This is a genomic window from Kitasatospora sp. SolWspMP-SS2h (assembly GCF_003259315.1).
In the GTDB taxonomy this organism is placed as follows: domain Bacteria; phylum Actinomycetota; class Actinomycetes; order Streptomycetales; family Streptomycetaceae; genus Kitasatospora; species Kitasatospora fiedleri.
In genome coordinates this window covers 252486-271860 of the sequence record NZ_QLLT01000001.1, presented here as the reverse complement: position 1 = coordinate 271860, position 19375 = coordinate 252486, and the positions used below count along the sequence as shown (strand labels likewise).

19 protein-coding genes are annotated in these 19375 nt (G+C 74.1%); 14 read left to right on the top strand and 5 right to left on the bottom strand.

What is annotated here, in order from left to right; all coding sequences use genetic code 11:
* Positions 1–72: 72 nt before the first annotated feature.
* The 4 genes from K353_RS01125 (at position 73) to K353_RS34130 (ending at position 5476) form a co-directional block, all read left to right on the top strand.
* Positions 73–1122, top strand: coding sequence for an isopenicillin N synthase family oxygenase (locus K353_RS01125; protein WP_233533282.1), 1050 nt, complete (start codon positions 73–75; stop codon positions 1120–1122).
* Between the two features lie 61 nt (positions 1123–1183).
* The gene (locus K353_RS01120) at positions 1184–2581 is read left to right on the top strand and encodes an MFS transporter (protein WP_111551635.1); all 1398 of its coding nucleotides are present in this window, start codon (positions 1184–1186) and stop codon (positions 2579–2581) included.
* Positions 2571–4088 (top strand): uracil-xanthine permease family protein, encoded by a 1518-nt coding sequence (locus tag K353_RS01115; protein WP_111551634.1) that lies wholly within the window; start codon positions 2571–2573, stop codon positions 4086–4088. The genes K353_RS01120 and K353_RS01115 overlap by 11 nt, the downstream gene beginning before the upstream one ends.
* The gene (locus K353_RS34130; protein WP_111551633.1) at positions 4085–5476 is read left to right on the top strand and encodes a hypothetical protein; all 1392 of its coding nucleotides are present in this window, start codon (positions 4085–4087) and stop codon (positions 5474–5476) included. Before K353_RS01115 ends, K353_RS34130 begins: the two co-directional genes overlap by 4 nt.
* An 86-nt stretch (positions 5477–5562) precedes the next feature.
* Here the strand turns inward: K353_RS34130 and K353_RS01105 are convergent, their stop codons facing one another.
* Positions 5563–6336 (bottom strand): alpha/beta fold hydrolase, encoded by a 774-nt coding sequence (locus K353_RS01105; protein ID WP_111551632.1) that lies wholly within the window; start codon positions 6334–6336, stop codon positions 5563–5565.
* A gap of 124 nt (positions 6337–6460) precedes the next feature.
* Between K353_RS01105 and K353_RS01100 the strand changes: the two genes are divergently transcribed.
* Positions 6461–6931 carry a PPOX class F420-dependent oxidoreductase gene (locus K353_RS01100; protein ID WP_111551631.1) on the top strand — a complete coding sequence of 157 codons (471 nt, stop codon included), beginning with the start codon at positions 6461–6463 and terminating at the stop codon, positions 6929–6931.
* 105 nt (positions 6932–7036) lie between these two features.
* Here the strand turns inward: K353_RS01100 and K353_RS01095 are convergent, their stop codons facing one another.
* Positions 7037–8989 carry a fibronectin type III domain-containing protein gene (locus K353_RS01095; protein ID WP_111551630.1) on the bottom strand — a complete coding sequence of 651 codons (1953 nt, stop codon included), beginning with the start codon at positions 8987–8989 and terminating at the stop codon, positions 7037–7039.
* A gap of 447 nt (positions 8990–9436) precedes the next feature.
* Between K353_RS01095 and tdh the strand changes: the two genes are divergently transcribed.
* The 7 genes from tdh (at position 9437) to K353_RS01065 (ending at position 15388) form a co-directional block, all read left to right on the top strand.
* The gene (tdh, locus tag K353_RS01090; RefSeq protein WP_111551629.1) at positions 9437–10468 is read left to right on the top strand and encodes an L-threonine 3-dehydrogenase; all 1032 of its coding nucleotides are present in this window, start codon (positions 9437–9439) and stop codon (positions 10466–10468) included.
* Positions 10469–10530: 62 nt separating this feature from the next.
* Positions 10531–11721, top strand: a complete 1191-nt coding sequence (locus tag K353_RS01085) for a glycine C-acetyltransferase (RefSeq protein ID WP_111551628.1) — start codon at positions 10531–10533, stop codon at positions 11719–11721.
* 256 nt (positions 11722–11977) lie between these two features.
* A complete protein-coding gene (locus tag K353_RS01080; protein ID WP_111551627.1) occupies positions 11978–12898 on the top strand; it encodes a LysR family transcriptional regulator in 921 nt (306 codons plus the stop codon).
* A gap of 96 nt (positions 12899–12994) precedes the next feature.
* Positions 12995–13144: a hypothetical protein gene (locus K353_RS34125; protein WP_158585305.1), complete on the top strand. Its 150-nt coding sequence runs from the start codon at positions 12995–12997 to the stop codon at positions 13142–13144.
* Positions 13141–13602: a type II toxin-antitoxin system death-on-curing family toxin gene (locus K353_RS01075; RefSeq protein ID WP_233533281.1), complete on the top strand. Its 462-nt coding sequence runs from the start codon at positions 13141–13143 to the stop codon at positions 13600–13602. The genes K353_RS34125 and K353_RS01075 overlap by 4 nt, the downstream gene beginning before the upstream one ends.
* Before the next feature lie 75 nt (positions 13603–13677).
* The gene (locus tag K353_RS01070) at positions 13678–14613 is read left to right on the top strand and encodes a Gfo/Idh/MocA family protein (RefSeq protein ID WP_111551626.1); all 936 of its coding nucleotides are present in this window, start codon (positions 13678–13680) and stop codon (positions 14611–14613) included.
* 118 nt (positions 14614–14731) lie between these two features.
* Positions 14732–15388: an MBL fold metallo-hydrolase gene (locus K353_RS01065; protein ID WP_111551625.1), complete on the top strand. Its 657-nt coding sequence runs from the start codon at positions 14732–14734 to the stop codon at positions 15386–15388.
* A 51-nt stretch (positions 15389–15439) separates the two neighbouring features.
* Here K353_RS01065 and K353_RS01060 read toward each other — a convergent pair whose 3' ends face one another.
* Positions 15440–16204 (bottom strand): glucose 1-dehydrogenase, encoded by a 765-nt coding sequence (locus tag K353_RS01060; protein WP_111551624.1) that lies wholly within the window; start codon positions 16202–16204, stop codon positions 15440–15442.
* A 141-nt stretch (positions 16205–16345) separates the two neighbouring features.
* On the bottom strand, positions 16346–17017 hold the full coding sequence (locus tag K353_RS01055; RefSeq protein ID WP_111551623.1) for a TetR/AcrR family transcriptional regulator: 672 nt from the start codon (positions 17015–17017) through the stop codon (positions 16346–16348).
* Between the two features lie 151 nt (positions 17018–17168).
* Here K353_RS01055 and K353_RS01050 point away from each other — a divergent pair, with 151 nt between their 5' ends.
* On the top strand, positions 17169–18173 hold the full coding sequence (locus K353_RS01050; protein WP_111551622.1) for a phosphatase PAP2 family protein: 1005 nt from the start codon (positions 17169–17171) through the stop codon (positions 18171–18173).
* Positions 18174–18634: 461 nt separating this feature from the next.
* Complete coding sequence (locus tag K353_RS01045; protein WP_100838900.1) at positions 18635–18829, top strand: hypothetical protein; 195 nt, start codon at positions 18635–18637, stop codon at positions 18827–18829.
* Positions 18830–18885: 56 nt separating this feature from the next.
* Here the strand turns inward: K353_RS01045 and K353_RS01040 are convergent, their stop codons facing one another.
* Entirely contained in the window at positions 18886–19236 is a 351-nt protein-coding gene (locus K353_RS01040) for a hypothetical protein (RefSeq protein ID WP_233533280.1), read from the bottom strand.
* Between the last annotated feature and the right edge of the window lie 139 nt (positions 19237–19375).

Genomic DNA, 19375 nt, shown 5'->3' with positions numbered 1-19375 from the left:
GCCGACCGCGGCCCCGGCCGCCCCACCGACAGCAGCAGACAACAGACAGCCCCCAGCAGAGAGGTGAGAACCGTGCCGACCCTGGCAGCGACCGCCGCCCCGACGGGCACCCCGGTGACCCTGGTGGACGGCTACGTGCCGGTCATGGACCTGAGCGGCGCCCGCACCGACCCCCGCCGCCGCGCCGAGGTCGCCGCGGCCATCGACCGGACCTGCCGCAGCAGCGGCTTCCTGGTCATCGTCGGCCACGGCGTCCCCGAGCAGGCCATCACCGAGATGTACCGCGCCACCCGCGAGTTCTTCGCGCTCCCGCCGGAGGTCAAGGCCGCCCACCTGGCCGACCCCGCCGACCCGCTGATGCGCGGCTTCGGCCGCAGCGGCAGCCTCGCCGCGTCCAACCCGGACGCCTCGGTGGCCACCGAACGGGCCCGCCCCGACGTCTCGGAGACCTTCACCGTCAACCGGCTCGGCGAACCCGAGGGCGCCCGCGCCCTGCCCGCCGACGCCGCCCCGGCGCTGCGCACCCCCAACCCGTGGCCCGACCTGCCGGGCTTCGCCGACGCGTACCGCGGCTACTACGCCGAGATGGAGCGGCTGGCCGGCGAGCTGATGCGGCTGTTCGCCCTCGGACTCGGCCTGCCCGAGGACTGGTTCGAGGACAAGATCGACCAGCACATGACCAACCTGACCGCCAACTACTACCCGGCGCAGCCCGTCCCGCCCGCACCCGGACAGCTGCGCAAGGGCGAGCACAGCGACTGGGGCAGCCTCACCATCCTCTACCAGGACAACGGCACCGGCGGCCTCCAGGTGCTCGACCGCACCGGCGACCGCTGGCTGGGCGTCCCCGTGGTCGAGGGCTCCTTCATCGTCAACATCGGCGACCTGATGGCGATCTGGACCAACGACGCCTGGGTCAGCACCGTGCACCGGGTGGTCAACCCGCCCCGCGAGGAGGCCCACAACGAGCGCTACTCGGTGCCGTTCTTCCACCAGCCGAACTACGACGCCCTGATCGAGTGCATCGCCACCTGCACCGACCGGGACAACCCGCCGCGGCACGCCCCGGTCCGCTCCGGCCCCTACATCACCGGCAAGTTCGCCCGGGCGTACGGAAACTGACGCCCCCACCCCCAAGCGGCGGCCGCCACCGGGGCGGCCGCCGCGCGCCCGCAGGAGAGTCATGGACAACAGCGCACCCCGGCCGTCGCAGTCTGCACGGCCGCCGCAGCCGCCGCGCGGACTGCGACACCTCCTCGGCCTGCCCGACCTCACCGGCAACGGCCGGTTCCTGGCGGCCAACGTCATCGACAGCCTCGGCAACGGACTGGTCCTCGCCTTCACCGTCGTCTACTTCACCCGGACCACCGACCTGCCGCTGGTCGAGATCGGCGCGGCCCTGACCCTGGGCCACCTGCTCTCGCTGCCGGTGCCCGCCCTGGTCGGGCCGCTGCTGGACCGGATCGGCCCGCGCGCCGTGGTCGCGGTGGGCAACCTGGTGTCGGCCGGCGGCTTCCTCGGCTTCCTGTTCTGCCGCCAGGCCTGGATGATCGTGCTGTTCCAACTGGTCGTGCAGACCGGCTCGAACATCTACTGGACCTCCAGCCGCCCGCTGGTCGTGCTGGCCGCCCGCGAGGGCGAGCGGCAGCGCTGGTTCGCGCTCACCAGCTCGCTGCGCAACATCGGCGCGGGCTTCGGCGCGGCCGTCGCCGCCCTGCTGCTCCAGTTCGCCGGCACCACCGGCCTGCGGGCCGTGGTGGTCGCCAACACCGCGACCTTCCTGCTCGCCGCCTGGCTGATCTCCTCCTGGCGCCCGACCGGCGAACAGCCCCGCCCCGCCGGCGCCGCCGCCCCCGCCGACCGCCCGGCCGGCAGCTACCGGGACGTCCTGCGCGACCTGCCCTACCTGCGCCTGGTCGCCGCCAACCTGGGCTTCGTGCTGGCCGCCATGGTGCTGCCGGTGCTGCTCGCCGTCTACGCCACCGGGACCCTGCACGCCGCCGCCTGGATCGTCGGCGCCCTGGTCGTGCTGAACACCGGCCTGGTCGCGCTGGCCCAGACCACCGTCGCCCGCTGGGGCGAACACCGCAACCCCGTACGGGTGCTGGCGCTGGCCGCGGTCCTGAACGCGGTGGCGTTCGGGCTGTTCGGCGCGCTGTCGGCGGTGCCCGGCTGGGCGGTCGAGGCGGGCCTGGTGCTGGCCGTGCTGGTCTACACGCTGGCGGAGATGGTCGGCGGCCCGCCGTCCAACGAGCTCAGCGTGGCGATGGCCAAGGAGCACATCCAGGGCCGCTACCAGGCGGCCTTCCAACTCTCCTGGACGATCGGCGGCGCCGTGTCGCCGGTGGTCCTGACCGCCCTGCTGGGGCGCGGCCCGCTGTGGCCGTGGGTGTTCCTGGCCGCGTTCAGCCTGCTGTCGCTGCTGCTGGTGCAGGGGCTCGGCGGACGGCCCGCGAAGTCCGCCGAGCCCGTCGCGTCCGTCGAGCCTGCCGCGTCCGCCGAGCCCGTCGCGTCCGTCGAGCCCGTCGCGTCCGTGGAGTCCGCCGCGTCCGCGTCCGCGGAGGTGTCCGGTGCTGCGTGAACGGCTCGGCCTGACCTGGGAGTTGCACGGCGACGGCCGCGAACCGCGCCCCGGCGCCGCCGTCCGACCCGACCAGCGGCTCAGCTGGCCCCGGACGGTCGGCCTCGGCGCCCAGCACGTGGTGGCGATGTTCGGCGCCACCTTCGTCTTCCCGCTGGTGATGGGCCTCGACCCGAACCTCGGCATCATGATGTCCGGCATCGCCACCGCGCTCTTCCTGCTGGTGGTGCGCGGCCGCATCCCCAGCTACCTCGGCACCAGCGCCTCGTTCGTGGGCGCGGTCGCCGCGATCCGGGCGGCGGGCGGCTCCAGCGCCGTCGTCACCGGCGCGGTCGCGGTGTCCGGCATCGCGCTGGCCCTGGTCGGCCTGGCCGTGCACCGGGCCGGCAGCGCCGTCGTCAACCGGCTCTTCCCGCCGGTGGTGGCCGGGGCGGTGGTGCTGCTGATCGGCTTCAACCTGGCCCCCGTGGTCGCCCGGATCTACTGGCCGCAGGACCAGTGGACGGCGCTGGCCACGATGGCCGTGGTGCTCGCCTCCGGCGTCCTGCTGCGCGGCTTCTGGGGGCGGATCTCGGTCTTCGTCGGCCTGGTCTTCGGCTTCGCCCTCTCCTGGCTGCTGGACCTCACCACCGGCCCGATCACCGCCCCCGACGCCACCGGCACGGTCACCACCCACTTCCGGGTCGACCTCGGCGCGGTGGCGCACGCCGACTGGATCGGCCTGCCCTCCACGCACGCGCCGGAGTTCCGGCTCTCCGCGATCCTGCTGGCGCTGCCCGCGGTGATCGCCCTGGTCGCCGAGAACACCGGCCACGTGCGGGCCGTCGCCGAGATGACCGGCAGCGACCTGGACGGCAGCCTCGGCCGCGCCCTGTTCGCCGACGGCCTGGCCACGGCGGTCGCGGCCGGCACCGGCTCCGCCCCGACCACCACCTTCGCCGAGAACATCGGCGTGATGGCCGCGACCCGGGTCTACTCCACCGCCGCGTACTGGGTGGCCGCCGGCACCGCCGTCCTGCTCGGCCTGTGCCCCAAGTTCGGGGCGGTCGTCGCCGCCACCCCCGGCGGGGTGCTCGGCGGCATCACCGTGGTCCTCTACGGCATGATCGGCCTGCTCGGCGCGAACATCTGGGTCCGCAACCGGGTCGACTTCGGCGACCCCGTCCACTTGGTCCCCACCGCGGCGGGCGTGGTCGCCGGGATCGGCGGCGTCTCGATCGGCGTCACGGGCGGCTTCTCGCTGAGCGGCATCACGCTGGGCACCCTGATCGTCCTGGTCGGCCACCACGCCCTGCGCCACCTCGCCGCCCGCCGCCGCACCGCCATCGGCCCGCACCCCGCGCCCGCGTCCGTCCCCGCGCCCGCGTCCGTCCCCGCGCTCGCGCCCGCGTCCGTCCCCGCGCTCGCGCCCGCGTCCGTCCCCGCGCCCACCGCTGCGGACCCCCAGCCCGTCCCCGCCGAACCCGTCCCCGCCCCCGTCGCCGCCAGCCGAGGAGCAGCCCGATGACCAGCCCCGCGCCGACCCGCCCCGCCACCAGCACCCCCACGGTCGCCGAGAACGCGCTGACCGCCGCCTACCTGGCCGGCCGTCCGAGCGCCGAGTCGCTGGCCCGGCGCTGCGCCGAGGACACCGCGCTGCGGGCGGCCCTGGGCGGCAACTACCTGACCCGCCCGGTCTTCCTGGAGGGCGCCACCGCCCGCGACATCGGCGTCCGCCTCAGCGGCCTCTACGACCTGCTGCTCTCGCTGCCGCACCGGCTCTTCGACGGCGACGTCCGGGCGTTCGCCGCGGCGGCCGGCTGGTCGCCGCTCCAGATCGCCACCTCGCTGCGCCCGGACGGCAGGCCGCGCACCGTGCCGCGGATCGCCCGCTCCGACCTCTACCAGGAGGCCGGCGGCTTCAAGCTGCTGGAGCTGAACGTCGGCAGCCCGCTCGGCGGCTTCGACACCCCGCTGATCAACCGGGCCATGCTCGGCGACGAGCAGCTGCGCCGCTTCGCGGCCGAGCACCGCCTGGAGTACGCCGACACCCTGCACCTGCTGGTCGCCATGTGGCGCGAGGCGTTCCCGGAGCTGGACTTCGACGCCGCCCCGCTGGTCGCCCTGGTGGACTGGCCGACCAGCTTCCCCAGCCTGGAGCCGCGGCTGCGGGTGATGGCCGAGATGCTCGCCCCGCTGGGCATCGAGGCGGTCCCCTGCCACGCGGGCCAGGTCGAGACCCGCGCCGACGGGGTGTACGTGCACGGCCGGCGGATCGACCTGGTGCACCGCTGGTTCGTCAGCGAGGACCTGGTCGACCCGGCCGACGCCGCGCTGGCCGCCCCGATCCTGGCCGCCGCCGACGCGGGCCTGGTCGCGCTGTTCGCCACCCTGGAGACCGAGCTGTACGGCGCCAAGGGCTGCCTCGCGCTGGTCAGCGACGAACGCCACCGCCCGGCCTTCGACGCCGCCGAACTCGCCCTGGTCGACGGCCTGTTGCCGTGGACGCGGATGCTCGCCGACCGCAAGGTCGAGGCCGACGGCGAACAGGTCGACCTGCTGCCGTACGTGCTGGCCCACCGCGAGGAGTTCACCCTCAAGGCCACCGCCGGGCACGGCGGACTCGACGTCCTCCCCGGCTGGCAGACCGGGGAGGCGGAGTGGCGGGCCAAGGTGGCCGCCGCCGCGGGCGGCCCGTACGTGGTGCAGCGGCGGGTGCGGCCGGTGGTGGAGCGCTTCCCGGTCGGCGACGGGACGGGCCGTACCGAGCCGGTGGTGGTCAACTGGGGCGTCTTCATGATCGGCCACGGCTACGGCGGCGCCTTCAACCGCGGCATCGCCAACCCGGAACCCGGCGTGATCAGCCTCGCCAACGGCGCCAGCTTCACCACCGCCTTCCACACCCCGCTGGACTGACGCCCCGCCCGTCCGCCCCGCCCGTCCGCCTTGCCCCGCCCGTCCGCCCGTCCGCCCTGCCGCTCCCGCCCGCTACCCCGTCGCCGCTACGCCTCCGGCGCGAGCGCGGCGGCGGCGGCCCGGGCGAAGCCCTCCGGGTTGTCCAGCATGATGTTGTGCCCGCAGTCCGGGACGGCCACCACCGACACCCCGGCGGCGGCCAGCGCCTCCGCGCCCGGCAGCGGGGTGCCGGACGCCGGCAGCAGGAAGGTGCGCGGCACGGACAGGCCGCTCAGCACCTCCCGCACCGTCGGCGAGGTGTTGCGGGCCAGGTGGACGGCGCTGCGGTACAGCCCCTCCCGCCCGGCCAGCCGCATGGTGGACCACCAGTGCGGCCCCACCCGGTCCGCGACCTCGGCCCAGCCCCCGGCGAGGAACTCCTCCTCGGTGTACGCGGCGATGCCGCTCCCGCCGCCGTGCCCGGGCCGGGGCGGCACCGGGTCGAGGTTGGCGTCCACCAGCAGCAGCCGGGACACCAGGTGCGGGTGGCGGTCGGCGAGCACCACCGCCACCGAACCGCCCATGCTGTGCGCGACCAGCTCCGCGCCCGACACCCCCGCGGCGGTCAGCAGCGCGGCCAGCGCGTCGGCGTGCGACTCCAGGGTGTAGTCAAAGCCGGTCGGCCGGTCGCTGAGGCCGTGCCCCAGCAGGTCCACCAGCAGCGACCGCCGCCCGGCCAGCAGCGGATGGACCGCCGAGGCCGCGAAGTACGCGGGCGCGCTGGCCCCCAGCCCGTGCACGTAGACCCGGGCCGCCTCCTGCCCCTCGAACTCCACCCAGCGCATCTGATCGCCCTCGGGCGTCACGGTCGCGGTCCGCACCGTCCCAGCTCCCTCCGTCTCGCAGCCTGCCGACGGAGCACGACCCTAGTGCGTCCCGACGCCCCGTCAGGACCGCCCGCGCTGATCCGGCACGATTCCGGAGCGCCGCACTAGGCTGGCCGCCATGAGCCCTTCGATCGCCACCAACACCCGGGTGGAACTCGCCGAGTTGCTGGACTTCGTCCGCCCCCGCCACCGTGCCCTGCTGCTCACCCGGCGCGCCGACGGCAGCCCGCAGGCGTCCCCGCTGACCTGCGGCGTCGACGACGACGGCCGGATCGTGGTCTCTACCTACCCGGAGCGGGCCAAGACCCGCAACGCCCGGCGCGACACCGCGGTCAGCGTGGTGGTGCTCTCCGACGAGTGGGACGGCCCCTGGGTGCAGGTCGACGGCGAGGCCGAGGTGCTGGACCTGCCGGAGGCGCTGGAGCCGCTGGTCGAGTACTACCGCACCATCTCCGGCGAGCACCCGGACTGGGACGAGTACCGCGCCGCGATGCGCCGTCAGGGCAAGTCGCTGATCCGGATCACCCCGCGCCGCTGGGGCCCGATCGCCACCGGCGGCTTCCCGGCCCGGCTGGCCCCCACCGACTGACACCCCGGTTCGCCGGGCCCGTTCCGTCCGCGCACCGGCCCGGGGACGGGGACGGCCCCGGTCTCCGTGGGGTGGGACCGGGGCCGTCGGGGGAGCGGCGGTGCGTCAGCCGGTGAAGCCGGCCGTGATGGAGCTGAACTGCCAGTCGGACTGGGCGATGCCGGAGCAGGTCTCCTGCAGCCCGCCGCCCGCGCAGCCGCGGTCGCGGTTGACCGACCAGAACGCCAGGCGGGCGATGTGGTTGGTGTTGGCCCAGTCGCGGATCGCGGTCCAGTTGGCGACGGTGGTGGTCTCGTTGTTGTCGCTGAGGCCGTTCATGCCGGAGATGCCCAGGTGCGCGTAGGCGGTGGCGTCGTCCCAGCCGTAGACCGACTTGAGCTTGTTCTTCAGGCCGGTGGCGGCGCTGACGGTGGCGGCGTACATGTCGGTGGACGCGTTGCCGAAGTCGAACGGCATGATGGTGAAGACGTCGATGTCCGCGCCGAGCGCCTTGGACTGCTCGATCAGCCGGTTGCCGGGGGCGGTCGGGCCGCTGGTCGAGGTGCCGAAGGTGACGATCGTCCGGATGCCGGGGTTCTTCTGCTTGACGATCTTCAGCGCGTTCAGGATGCGGTCCTGGACGGTGTAGTTCTCGAACTCGTCGGTGTTCTCGATGTCGATGTCGATCGCCTTCAGGCCGTAGGCGTCGATCACCTTCTGGTAGGCGCCGGCCAGCGCGGTCGCGTCGGCGCAGTTCGGGCCGAGCTTGTTGCCCGACCAGCCGCCGAAGGACGGGACGATGTCGCCGCCCGCGGCGCGCACCGCGTTGACGGTCTGCTGGTCCACGCCGCCCAGCAACGGGCGCTGGCTGTCCCAGGCCGGGTTGCAGCCGTTCTGCGCCAGCACGAAGGCCAGGGTGAACCACTTGACGCCGGTGGCGTTCATCACGGTGGTCGCGGCCGGCGGGTTGCCCCAGCCGTTGTACAGGTACGGCGCGGCCTGCTTGAAGCCGCTCGGGGTGGTGGTCGGGGGCGTGGTCACCGCCAGCGCGTTGGACGCGGCGGAGGCGTTGCCCGCCGCGTCGCGGGCCTTCACGGTGAAGGTGTACGCGGTCGACGCGGTCAGGCCGGTGACGGTCGCGGTGGTGCCGGTGACGGTGGTGGCCAGCGTGCCGTTGCGGTACACGTCGTAGCCGGTGACGCCGACGTTGTCGCCGGACGCGCCCCAGGAGAGCGAGACCTGGGTGGCGGCCGTGGCGGTCGCGCCCAGGTTGGTCGGCGCGGTCGGCGCCTGCTGGTCCCCGCCCGAAGGCGTGGTCACCGAGAGGGAGTTGGACGCGGCGGAGGCGTTGCCCGCGGCGTCGTGCGCCTTGACGGTGAAGGTGTACGCGGTCGACGCGGTCAGGCCGGTGACGGTCGCGGTGGTGCCGGTGACGGTGGTGGCCAGCGTGCCGTTGCGGTACACGTCGTAGCCGGTGACGCCGACGTTGTCGCCGGACGCGCCCCAGGAGAGCGAGACCTGGGTGGCGGCCGTGGCGGTCGCGGCCAGGCCGGTCGGCGCGGTCGGCGCCTGGGTGTCCGGCGTGCCGCCGCCCGGGCCGTCCAGGCTGATGTCGTCCGCGTAGTACGTGCCCTGCCCGAACCAGCCGTTCAGGTACACCTCGGCGCTGGTCTGCGAGGCGCCGGTGGTGAAGCTGACCGTCAGCTGCTTCCAGTCGGCCGCGGCCGGCGTCCAGGTCGAGGCGCCGCCGGTGACGCCGAGGTACACGTAGTTGCCGCGCACCCAACTCGACAGCGAGTAGGTGGTGTTGGGCTGCACCGCGACGGTCTGCGCGCACTTGGCGTTGTCCGAGGCGCCGGCCGCGCCGGCCAGCGCCTTCGAGCCGCCGTGGACGGGGGTGGAGACCACCGAGCCGAGGCCGCCGGAGCAGGACCAGCCGCTCAGCGTGCCGATCTCGAAGCCGGGGTTGGTCAGGATGTTCGCGGCGCTGGCGCTGCTCGGGATGGCGGCGACGGCTGCCGTCGCCAGCAGCAGCGCGGCGGCGCCGACCGCGGTGGCGCGGCGGTTGGGGGCGTGCACGGGGACCTCCAGTGGGGGATGGGGGCGGAGGTGCGTAGGGAGCGCGCACAACAAAATGGACTGGACCAATCCCGTGTGTCAAGACCAGGTCAAAACCCGGACGCCCGGCTGACCCGCCGTCAGCCACTCGCCGACCCGCGCCCGGCACCCCTCGCGACACCCCTCGGCACCGCCCGGACGCCCCCGCGCCGCTGCTCCGTCCGGGTGTCTTGCGGCACGCCGGAGCCGGACCGGCGGCCCCGCTCGGGCACGATCGTTCAGCCCAGCTGTGGCACCCGTTAAGAATTCCTCGATGGACCGAACCTACCGTGACCAGGCAGATTTCACCCTGCCGGGCCGGTCGCCGCCGCACGCCGGGCCGCCCCACCGGGCTGCGAACCGCCGCACGCCCGCACCCGGGCCTGCCGACCCGCAGGCCCGCCGAACCCCGCGTCAGGAGCGCTCGCCGTGAAGGCACTCGTCAAGCTGAACGCCGAACCCGGACTGTGGATGACCGACGTCCCGGAACCGGAGATCGGCCCCGGCGACGTCCTGATCAAGGTCCTGCGCACCGGCATCTGCGGCACCGACCTGCACATCCGCAAGTGGGACGGCTGGGCCCAGCAGACCATCAAGACCCCGCTGACCGTCGGCCACGAGTTCGTCGGCGAGGTCGCCGCCGTCGGCGCCGCCGTCACCGACGTCACCGTCGGCGACCTGGTCAGCGGCGAGGGCCACCTGGTCTGCGGCAAGTGCCGCAACTGCCTGGCCGGCCGCCGCCACCTGTGCCGCAACACCGTCGGCCTGGGCGTCAACCGCGACGGCGCGTTCGCCGAGTACGTCGCGCTGCCCGCCTCCAACGTCTGGGTGCACCGCGTCCCGGTCGACCTCGACGTCGCCGCGATCTTCGACCCGTTCGGCAACGCCGTGCACACCGCGCTCTCCTTCCCGCTGGTCGGCGAGGACGTCCTGGTCACCGGCGCCGGACCGATCGGCATCATGGCCGCCGCCGTCGCCAAGCACGCCGGCGCCCGCAACGTCATGATCACCGACGTCTCGCCGTACCGCCTCGACCTGGCCCGCGAACTCGGCGTCACCCTCGCCCTGGACGTCTCGCAGCACACCATCGAGGACGGCCAGCACCGGCTCGGCCTGCGCGAGGGCTTCGACGTCGGCCTTGAGATGTCCGGCCGCCCCGAGGCCATGCAGTCGATGATCGCCAACATGACCCACGGCGGGAAGATCGCCATGCTCGGCCTGCCCGCCGACGACTTCCCGATCGACTGGGCCCGGGTGGTCACCTCGATGCTCACCATCAAGGGCATCTACGGCCGCGAGATGTTCGAGACCTGGTACGCGATGTCCGTGCTGCTGGAGGGCGGACTCGACCTCACCCCGGTGATCACCGGCCGGCACGCCGCCCGGGACTTCGACGCCGCCTTCGACGAGGCCGCCGGCGGCAACTGCGGCAAGGTCATCCTGGACTGGACGGAGCTCTAGGGACTGCCCCCGAACTCCCTTCCCCGGCAAGCCAGCCGACCCCTCGTTAGGAGCGACACCCCGTGTTCGAGAACGTCCGCGACGACCTCGCCGCCACCCTCGCCGAGATCCGCGAAGCCGGCCTGTTCAAGCCGGAACGCGTCATCGGCACCCCGCAGTCCGCCGAGATCACCGTCACCTCCGGCAACGGCGGCCAGGTGCTCAACTTCTGCGCCAACAACTACCTCGGCCTCGCCGACCACCCCGCCGTGGTCGCCGCCGCCAAGGACGCCCTGGACCGCTGGGGCTACGGCATGGCCTCGGTGCGCTTCATCTGCGGCACCCAGGACGTCCACAAGGAACTCGAACAGCGGCTCTCCCAGTTCCTCGGGCAGGAGGACACCATCCTCTACTCCTCCTGCTTCGACGCCAACGGCGGCGTCTTCGAAACCCTGCTCGACGAGCGCGACGCCGTCATCTCCGACGCGCTCAACCACGCCTCCATCATCGACGGCATCCGGCTCTGCAAGGCCCGCCGCCACCGCTACGCCAACCGCGACCTCGCCGACCTGGAGAAGCAGCTCCAGGACACCCAGGACGCCCGCCGCCGCCTCATCGTCACCGACGGCGTCTTCTCGATGGACGGCTACATCGCCCCGCTCGCCGAGATCTGCGACCTCGCCGACCGCTACGACGCCATGGTCATGGTCGACGACTCGCACGCCGTCGGCTTCGTCGGCCCCACCGGCCGCGGCACCCCCGAACTGCACGGCGTCACCGACCGGGTCGACATCATCACCGGCACCCTCGGCAAGGCCCTCGGCGGCGCGTCCGGCGGCTACGTCGCCGCCCGCCGCGAGATCGTCGCCCTGCTGCGCCAGCGCTCCCGCCCCTACCTGTTCTCCAACTCGCTCGCCCCGGTGATCGCCGCCGCCTCGCTCACCGTGCTCGACCTGCTGGAGACCGGCGACGACCTGCGCGACCGGCTGCGCGCCAACACCGAGCTGTTCCGGACGAAGATGACCGAGGCCGGCTTCGAGATCCTGCCCGGCGAGCACGCCATCGCCCCCGTCATGGTCGGCGACGCCGCCAAGGCCGGCCGCCTCGCCGAACTCCTGCTCGAACGCGGCGTCTACGTGATCGGCTTCTCCTACCCCGTGGTCCCGCACGGCGCCGCCCGGATCCGGGTCCAGCTCTCCGCCGCCCACAGCACCGAGGACGTCGAACGCGCCGTCGCCGCCTTCATCGACGCCCGCACCGCCCTGGACGCCTGACCCCGTCCCCTCCCGCCAGGGCGCGGACCCACCCTCGACCGCGCCCCCCTCCGGGCCGCCCCCCACCCCCCTCCGGGGACGGCCCGCCCGGCGCGGGGAGCCACTCCCGGCTCCCCGCGCCACCTTCCGCTCCGCGCCCTCCGGCCTCCGCGCCCTCCGCCCTCCGGCCTCCGCGCTGGGTTCCCGGGCCGCCCGGCCGCCCCCGTCCCGGCCGCTCCCGTTCCGGTCGGCTCCGCCGCGCTGGCAGAATTGACCCGTGATCGACGCACGACGGCTGCGGACCCTCCGGGCCGTGGCCGACCACCGGACCGTGACCGCCGCCGCGGCCGCGCTCTACCTCACCCCCTCCGCGGTCTCCCAGCAGCTTGCCGCCCTCGAACAGGAGACCGGCCACACCCTGCTGGTCCGGGCCGGCCGGGGCGTCCGGCTCACCGCCGCCGGGGAGATCCTGCTCACCCACGCCGACGCCGTCCTCGCCCAGCTCGAACGCGCCGAGGCCGACCTGGCCGCCTACAGCTCCGGCGCGGCCGGCGAGGTCACCGTGGCCGCCTTCGCCACCGGCATCGCCCTCGTCCTCGCCCCCGCCGTCACCGCCCTCGCGGACACCGCCCCCGACCTGCGGGTGCGCGCCCTGGACGCGGAGGGCGACGCCAGCCTGCCGATGCTGCTCGACGGGCGCGCCGACATCGCCGTCGCCGTCGAGTACCGGGGCGCGCCGCGCCCCGACGACCGCCGCCTGACCCGCCTGCCGCTGTACGCCGAACCCTTCGACGCCGTCCTCCCGCTGCGCCACCCGCTGGCCGCCGGGAGCGGGCCCGTCGCGGTCGCCGACCTCGCCGCCGAACCCTGGATCGGCCCCTACCCCGGCAACCCCTGCCACGACGTGGTCCTGCTGGCCTGCGAGCACGCGGGTTTCCAGCCGCGGCTGGTGCACTCCTCCGACGACTTCCGGGCCGTCACCGCGCTCGCCTCGGCCGGCGCCGGGGTCGCCCTCGTCCCGCGCTCCGCCCTGCGCGGCGCCGAACTCGCCGCCGTCGCCGTCCGCCCCGTCGACAGCGCCCTCGCCACCCGCAGGGTCTTCGCCGCGACCCGGGCCGGTGCCGAACTCCACCCCCTGATCCGCCCGGTCCTCACCGCCCTCGCCGAGGCCGCCGCCCCCCTCGACCACCCGGCCTGACCGCCCCGCGCCCCCGCCCCGCCCCGATAACCGGTCGAACGCCACCCCTCCCACCTGCTAGTTTCCGTTCCCGAACCGAACGGGGGGAGGCCCGAGATGCCGCACGAGCACGAGTACGAGCAGTTCCACGACCACGACCGGGACCGGCGACCCGACGCCGAGCAGCGCGCCGTACGACGGGCCGCGCTGGTGGCCCGGATCCGGGCGGCGAACGCCGAGACGCTGGAGAGGCTGGCCGAGCTGTGAACGCGCCCCACCGGCACACCACCGACCACCTGGACGAGGACGACATGGCCTACCTTCTGGGCGACGTCGCGGTGGTCCGCGAGCGCTCGCTGCTGCGCTCCGCGCTCGGCCGCCCGCAGTCCTCCGCGTTCGGGGCGGACGCGTACCCGGACGTATGGACCAAGGCGGTCGCGCTCGGCGAGTCACTGGCCCGCAACCACCCCATGACGGACCGGAACAAGCGCACCGCCTTCGAGTCGATGCTGCTCTTCCTCGACTACAACGGACAGCCCTACACCGACCCGCGGCCGGACGACGCGGTGCTCTTCATGCTCCGACTGGCCCAGGGCGGCTACCGCGACCGGTTCGCCACCGCGGTGGCCGACTTCCGCCGGATCCTCGGCGCCGCTCCCGACCCCCCGCCCCCTCGCCGTCCTCCTGCCGCACCGGCGCGAATCGGCCGATCCACCACGTCCTGACTGCTCAACAACCGTCCTGGCATATGCTGCCGGATGGCCGGGGACCACCACCACCCACCCTCGCAGGAGTGCCCGATGAGCGATCACCAGACCGGACCCGGCACGACCCCGATCCCGATCGGCGTCGTCGGACTCGGCGACATCGCGCAGAAGGCGTACCTGCCCGTCCTCACCGCCCAACCCGGCATCGACCTGCGCCTGATGACCCGCGACCGGGCCAAGCTCGACCGGATCGGCGACGCCCACCGCCTTCCGTTCCGCACCACCGACCTGGGCGAGCTCATCGACTCCGGCATCCGCGCCGCCTTCGTCCACGCCGCCACCGACCAGCACGTCCCGATCGTCGAGGAACTGCTCACCCGCGGCGTCGACGTGTACGTCGACAAGCCGCTCGCCTACGACCTCGACGGCGCCCGCCGCCTGACCTCCCTCGCCGAGCGCACCGGCCGCTCCCTGATGGTCGGCTTCAACCGCCGCCACGCCCCCGGCTACCTGCTCGCCGCCGAGCGCCCGCGCGACCTGATCGTGCTCCAGAAGCACCGCGAGGGCCTCCCCGAACGCGCCCGCACCCTGGTCTACGACGACTTCATCCACGTCGTCGACACCCTGCGCTTCCTCGTCCCCGGCGAGATCGAGCACGTGGACGTCCGCTCCCGCACCCGAGACGGCCTGGTCGAACACGTCGTCCTCACCCTCGCCGGCCACGGCTTCACCGCCCTCGGCCTCATGAACCGGGTCTCCGGCTCGACCGAGGAGATCCTCGAAGTCTCCGGCGCCGACTCCAAGCGCGAGGTCCACAACCTCGCCGAGGTCGTCGACCACCGCGGCCAGCCCACCGTCCGCCGCCGCGGCGACTGGGTCCCCGTCGCCCGCCAACGCGGCATCGAGCAGATCGTCCAGCACTTCCTCGACGCCCTCCGCGCCGGCAAGACCCTCGACGCCACCGACGCCCTGCGCACCCACGAACTCTGCGAACTCATCGTCCACCGCATCGAAACCGACCCCAGCTGACCCCGCACCGGGTCCGGCCCGCCCACTCGGCCGCCACCGGCGCAGCGGCTGACGCACCGTCAACCGCCCTGCGGAAAACGGGATGCGGACCACCGCAGCCCCGGGCTAGGTTGATCCGATGCGCCTGACGAAGTACGCCCACGCCTGCGTCCGGATCGACTCACCCGACGGGGAGCGCTCCGTCCTGATCGATCCGGGCTGCTGGACGGAGCCGGAGGCGTTCCACGGCGTCCGGGCGGTGCTCTACACGCACGCGCACGCCGACCACCTCGACGAGGGCCTGCTCGCCGCCGCCCGGGCCGCCGACCCGGGCCTGGAGGTCCACACCCACCCGGAGCTCGCGGCCGAACTCGCCGGGCACCCCGCCCTCGCCGACCGCCCGCCCACCGCCGTCCGGGCGGGGGAGGGCTTCGAGGCGGGCGGCTTCGCGGTGCGCGCGGTCGGCGGGCGGCACGCGCAGGTCATCGACGGGTACCCGGACTGCGCGAACCTCGGCTACCTGGTCGAGGGCGTCTACCACCCCGGCGACGCCCTGCACGTCCCGCACGGCCCGGGGGAGGACGTCCGCGCCCTGCTGCTCCCCGCGTCCGGCCCGTGGCTGAGCCTGCGGGAGGCGATCGAAACGGTGCGCGCCATCCGCCCGGAGCGCACCTTCCCGATCCACGACGCCAACCTGAGCGCGATCGGCGCCGAGAACTTCGACGGCTGGCTCGGCGAGGAGGCGGCCACCCGCTACGCCCGGATCGCGCTGGGGGAGTCCGCCGTCCTGGACTGACACCGGCCCCCGGCCCCCGGTCACCGACCGCTCGATCACTCGACCGCTCGATCACTGGCCCATCACGTAGCGGACGGTCGGGCCGGTGGTCCAGCCGCCGTCCACCGCGAGCTCGGCGCCCGTGATGTAGGAGGCCGCGTCGGAGAGCAGGAAGACGGTGGCCGCGGCGATCTCGGGGGCCTCGCCGACCCGGCCCATCGGGGTGTTGGGGTAGTTGCCCTCACCGCGCCGGATGCCGGTGGACGCCGTCATCGGGGTGTAGGTCATGCCCGGGTGGACGGAGTTCACCCGGATCCGGTCCACGCCCAGCTCCACCGCGCCGATCTTGGTCAGCCCGCGGACGCCCCACTTGGACGCGCCGTAGCCGGCCGTCAGCGCCAGGCCCATCAGGCCGGCCGCCGAGGAGATGTTCACCACCGAGCCGCCCCCGGCCTCCCGTAGCGCCGGAACGACCGCCTTCATGCCGATGAACACGCCGGTCAGGTTGACGTCCAGGACCTTGCGGAAGTGCTCCACCGACTCCTCGGCCAGGAAGCTCCCGGCGGAGATGCCCGCGTTGTTCACCAGCCCGTGCACCGCCCCGAACTCGGCCCGCGCGTACGCGACCACGTCCGCCCAGTCCTGCTCCGAGGTGACGTCGTGGTGGCGGTAGCGGGCCCGCTCGCCCAGCGCCGCGGCGACGGCCTCGCCGTCCGCGTCCAGGACGTCGGTGATCAACACGTTCGCCCCCGCCTCGACCGCCTGCTCGGCGGTCTCCGCGCCCAGGCCCCGGGCCCCGCCGGTGATGACGACGGTCTTGCCGGACAGTTCGTTCATGACGTGCTCCTTGCTCACTCGCCCTCCGGGGCACATGCCTCGCGGGCGCTCGTTCCAGTGGTACGTCCTCCGCCGACACCCGACACCCGGTGCCCTACACCCGGCGCCCGCGGCCCGGCGCCCGGTACGCGGCGGCGGTGGTCAGGGCACCGGCGCGGTCAGCAGGCCGGTGCAGACGGAGACGAGGTCGGCCAGGTACGCGCGGTCCCCGCTCAGGGTCGGCTCGCCCTCGGCCAGCTGCCGGGCGCGCTCGGCGAGCGCGGCCCCGATCAGGGTCAGCGCCAGGTCGATCCGCTCCAGCCGGACGGGCTCGGGCGCCAGCGCGACCAGCGGCTCCTCCAGCGCGAGGATCAGCCGCCAGTACAGGGTGCCCGTGAGCCCGGCGTGCGGACGCCGCTCCCGGATGCCGCTGCGGTGGCTGACCTGGGTGGAGATCCGCAGGCAGTCCCGGCCGCGCTCGGTGCGCAGCTCGGTGGACTCCGCGTCCACCAGCGCCCCGAGCAGCTCGCCCAGCCCGCACCCCTCGGGCCGCGGCAGCCGCTCGGCGAGCGCCCGCTCGGTGCGCCGCTGCCGCTCGGCCATCACCGCGTCCAGCAGCCCCTCGCGCGAACCGAAGTGGTACTGCACCGCGGACGGGTTCGCCTGCCCGGCACCCCGCACCACCTCGCGCAGCTGCGCCCCGTGCACGCCCCGCGCCGCGAACGCGCGCTCGGCGGACCGGATCAGCCGCGCCCGGGTGGAACCGCCGTCGCCGCCGTGGTCGTCCTCGACCGGTTCGGGGCCGCTCCCGGCACCCGTCGACTTCCTCGTCATGCCACCACATTAATACTCGACATTATTAATGTCGAACATTAGGGCAGTTGGCGGAGGTCGCGACCCGTCCGTGTGCCGCCTGGGAACTCGCTGGGAACCCCGGCGCGCGGCAGGAGGAATCTCCAAGCCGCAGTTGCTAGCTTCGTGACGCATGATCGACTCGTCCCACCTGGCAGCCCGGTCACGCTCCCTGGCGCTCCACCTCCTGTCCCGGCTCAGACTCCGCCACCTCGCCTGGCCGCTGTTCGCCGTGGCGTTCTGGCGCTACCTGGTCGTCTACGGCCTGCCGTACGCCAACGACGTGGTCTTCCTCTGGCTGATCGCCGCCCTGATCGCGGCGTCCGTGCACAGCGGCGGTCGAAAGGGGTGGCTGTACGTCCTGCGCGACTGGGTCCCGGTGATGGCCGTGGTCTGGACGTACTCGCTGCTCCGGGGCTACGGCTCGCACACCCCCTGGAAACCGCACTACGCCCCGCAACTCGCCTTCGACAAGGTGCTCGGCTTCGGCGAGACCTGGACCGTCCGGCTCCAGGACTGGCTCTACCACCCCGGGCAGCCGCAGTGGTACGACTACGCGGCCGTCACCGTCTACATGTCGCACTTCTTCGCGGTGTTCGTGATCCTCGCCGTGCTGTGGAAGCGGAACCACGCCCGGTTCCGGCACTTCCTCGGCTGCTACCTGGCGATCACCGCGATCGGCTTCGTCACCTACGTGCTCTACCCGGCCGACCCGCCGTGGCTGACCGCGCTGGAGGGCCACATGCCGGCCGTCAGCCGGGTCGTCTCCACGGTCCTCGACAGCAGCGGCCTGCACCGGGCCGGCACCGTCTTCGAGAACGGCAGCAAGTTCGCCAACGACGTCGCCGCGATGCCCTCGCTGCACGCCGCCTACCCGATGATGATCGCCCTGGTGTTCTGGCCGAAGGCCGGCCGCACCCTGCGCGTCCTGCTCACCGCGTACCCGCTGGCGATGGCCTTCACGCTGGTCTACGGCGCCGAGCACTTCATCATCGACATCCTGGTCGGCTGGGCCTACGCCTGGGCGATGGTCACCCTGGTCAACCGCTTCCTCGCCCGCCGCGCGGCGGCCCGGGCGGTGCGGGAGGCGGTGGCCGCCCCCGCCGTCGAACCGGCCCCGACCGTCCCGGTCGGCTGAGGGCGGACCTCCCCGCTCCCGCGGGCCCCGGCCCCGGCCCGGCAAGGTGGTGCCGGACCGGGGCCCTTCCGCATCCACGGCCCGCCGCCGTCCGCCGCTGCCGCCGCCGTCCGCCGCTGCCGCCGCCGTCCGTCGCCGTCGTCGCGCCCGGGGCGCCGCCGGCGAGACCCTCCGGGGGGGGGCTGAGCGGATGCCGGGAAGTCGCTGGGCGTTCTCTGTGAATCGAACTGTCCCGCGTTCGCGCTGATGGGCCGCCCGGGTGAACCTGACGTCCCGTCAGGGGCGGCGGCTCCGAGGCGATCCGGCGGGAGCGGGGAAGGCTTTGCCAATCCGTGGCGGAGTCTTGTTGCGCCCCCGGGTAGCGTCGTGCGGAACACCGCAGGAGGACCCGCCATGGCCCCACCCCACGCCCCGTCAGCGCCCGGCGCGCGCCCCCGACCCGCCGGCGGGCCGACCGGCCGATGATCTCCGGCCACCTCGCCGCACCCGTCCTGTGGGCGGTCCTGACGCCGCTCGGCGTCCTGCTCTCCGGTGTCGGCCTGGCCTCCACCATCCGCATCCGCCCGGGCACCGACCGCCCCCGCGACCACCTGCTCGGCCCCCTGCTGATCGCCACCGGCATCCTGGTCGCGGGCTTCGGCCTCTGGATGCTCTGAAACCCCGTCCCGCCCCCCGCACACGCGTGAACGTGGCCCGACCGCAGCGACGGTACTCAGCTGCCGCCCGTGACCCGGCCGCCGCCCGAAGCCCGGTCGCCGATGCCGGTCCAGTCGAACCCCGACCGCCACTCCGTCTGCCCGCGCGACCAGCCGACCAGCGCGTCCACCACCTTGGCGGGGGAGAGCGTCAGGGTCCGGTAGTGCCCGGCGGGGACGCCGTCGCGGTACTCCAGCTGGTAGACGCCGTCCTCCCGGAGGCGGACCTGCACGTACCAGTCGCCCGCCGGCTCGTCCGCGCCGAACCGTTCGACGATCAGGTGGGATTCGCCCCGCTGCATGTTCGCCACCAGCCGGCCCAGGGCGGCCGGCCCCGGGTCGCGCATCGACAGTCCGCGCTCGGTCATCGCGTGAAGCATGCGTGGAGCATGCCGCACCTCGCCGACAACGGCCCCGCCGGGGGCGGCGGGAACGCGCGCCACCCCGGCCCGTCCTGCCCCGAGCCCCACCCCCGATCCGCCCGTCCTCCGCCGACCAAAAACAAGC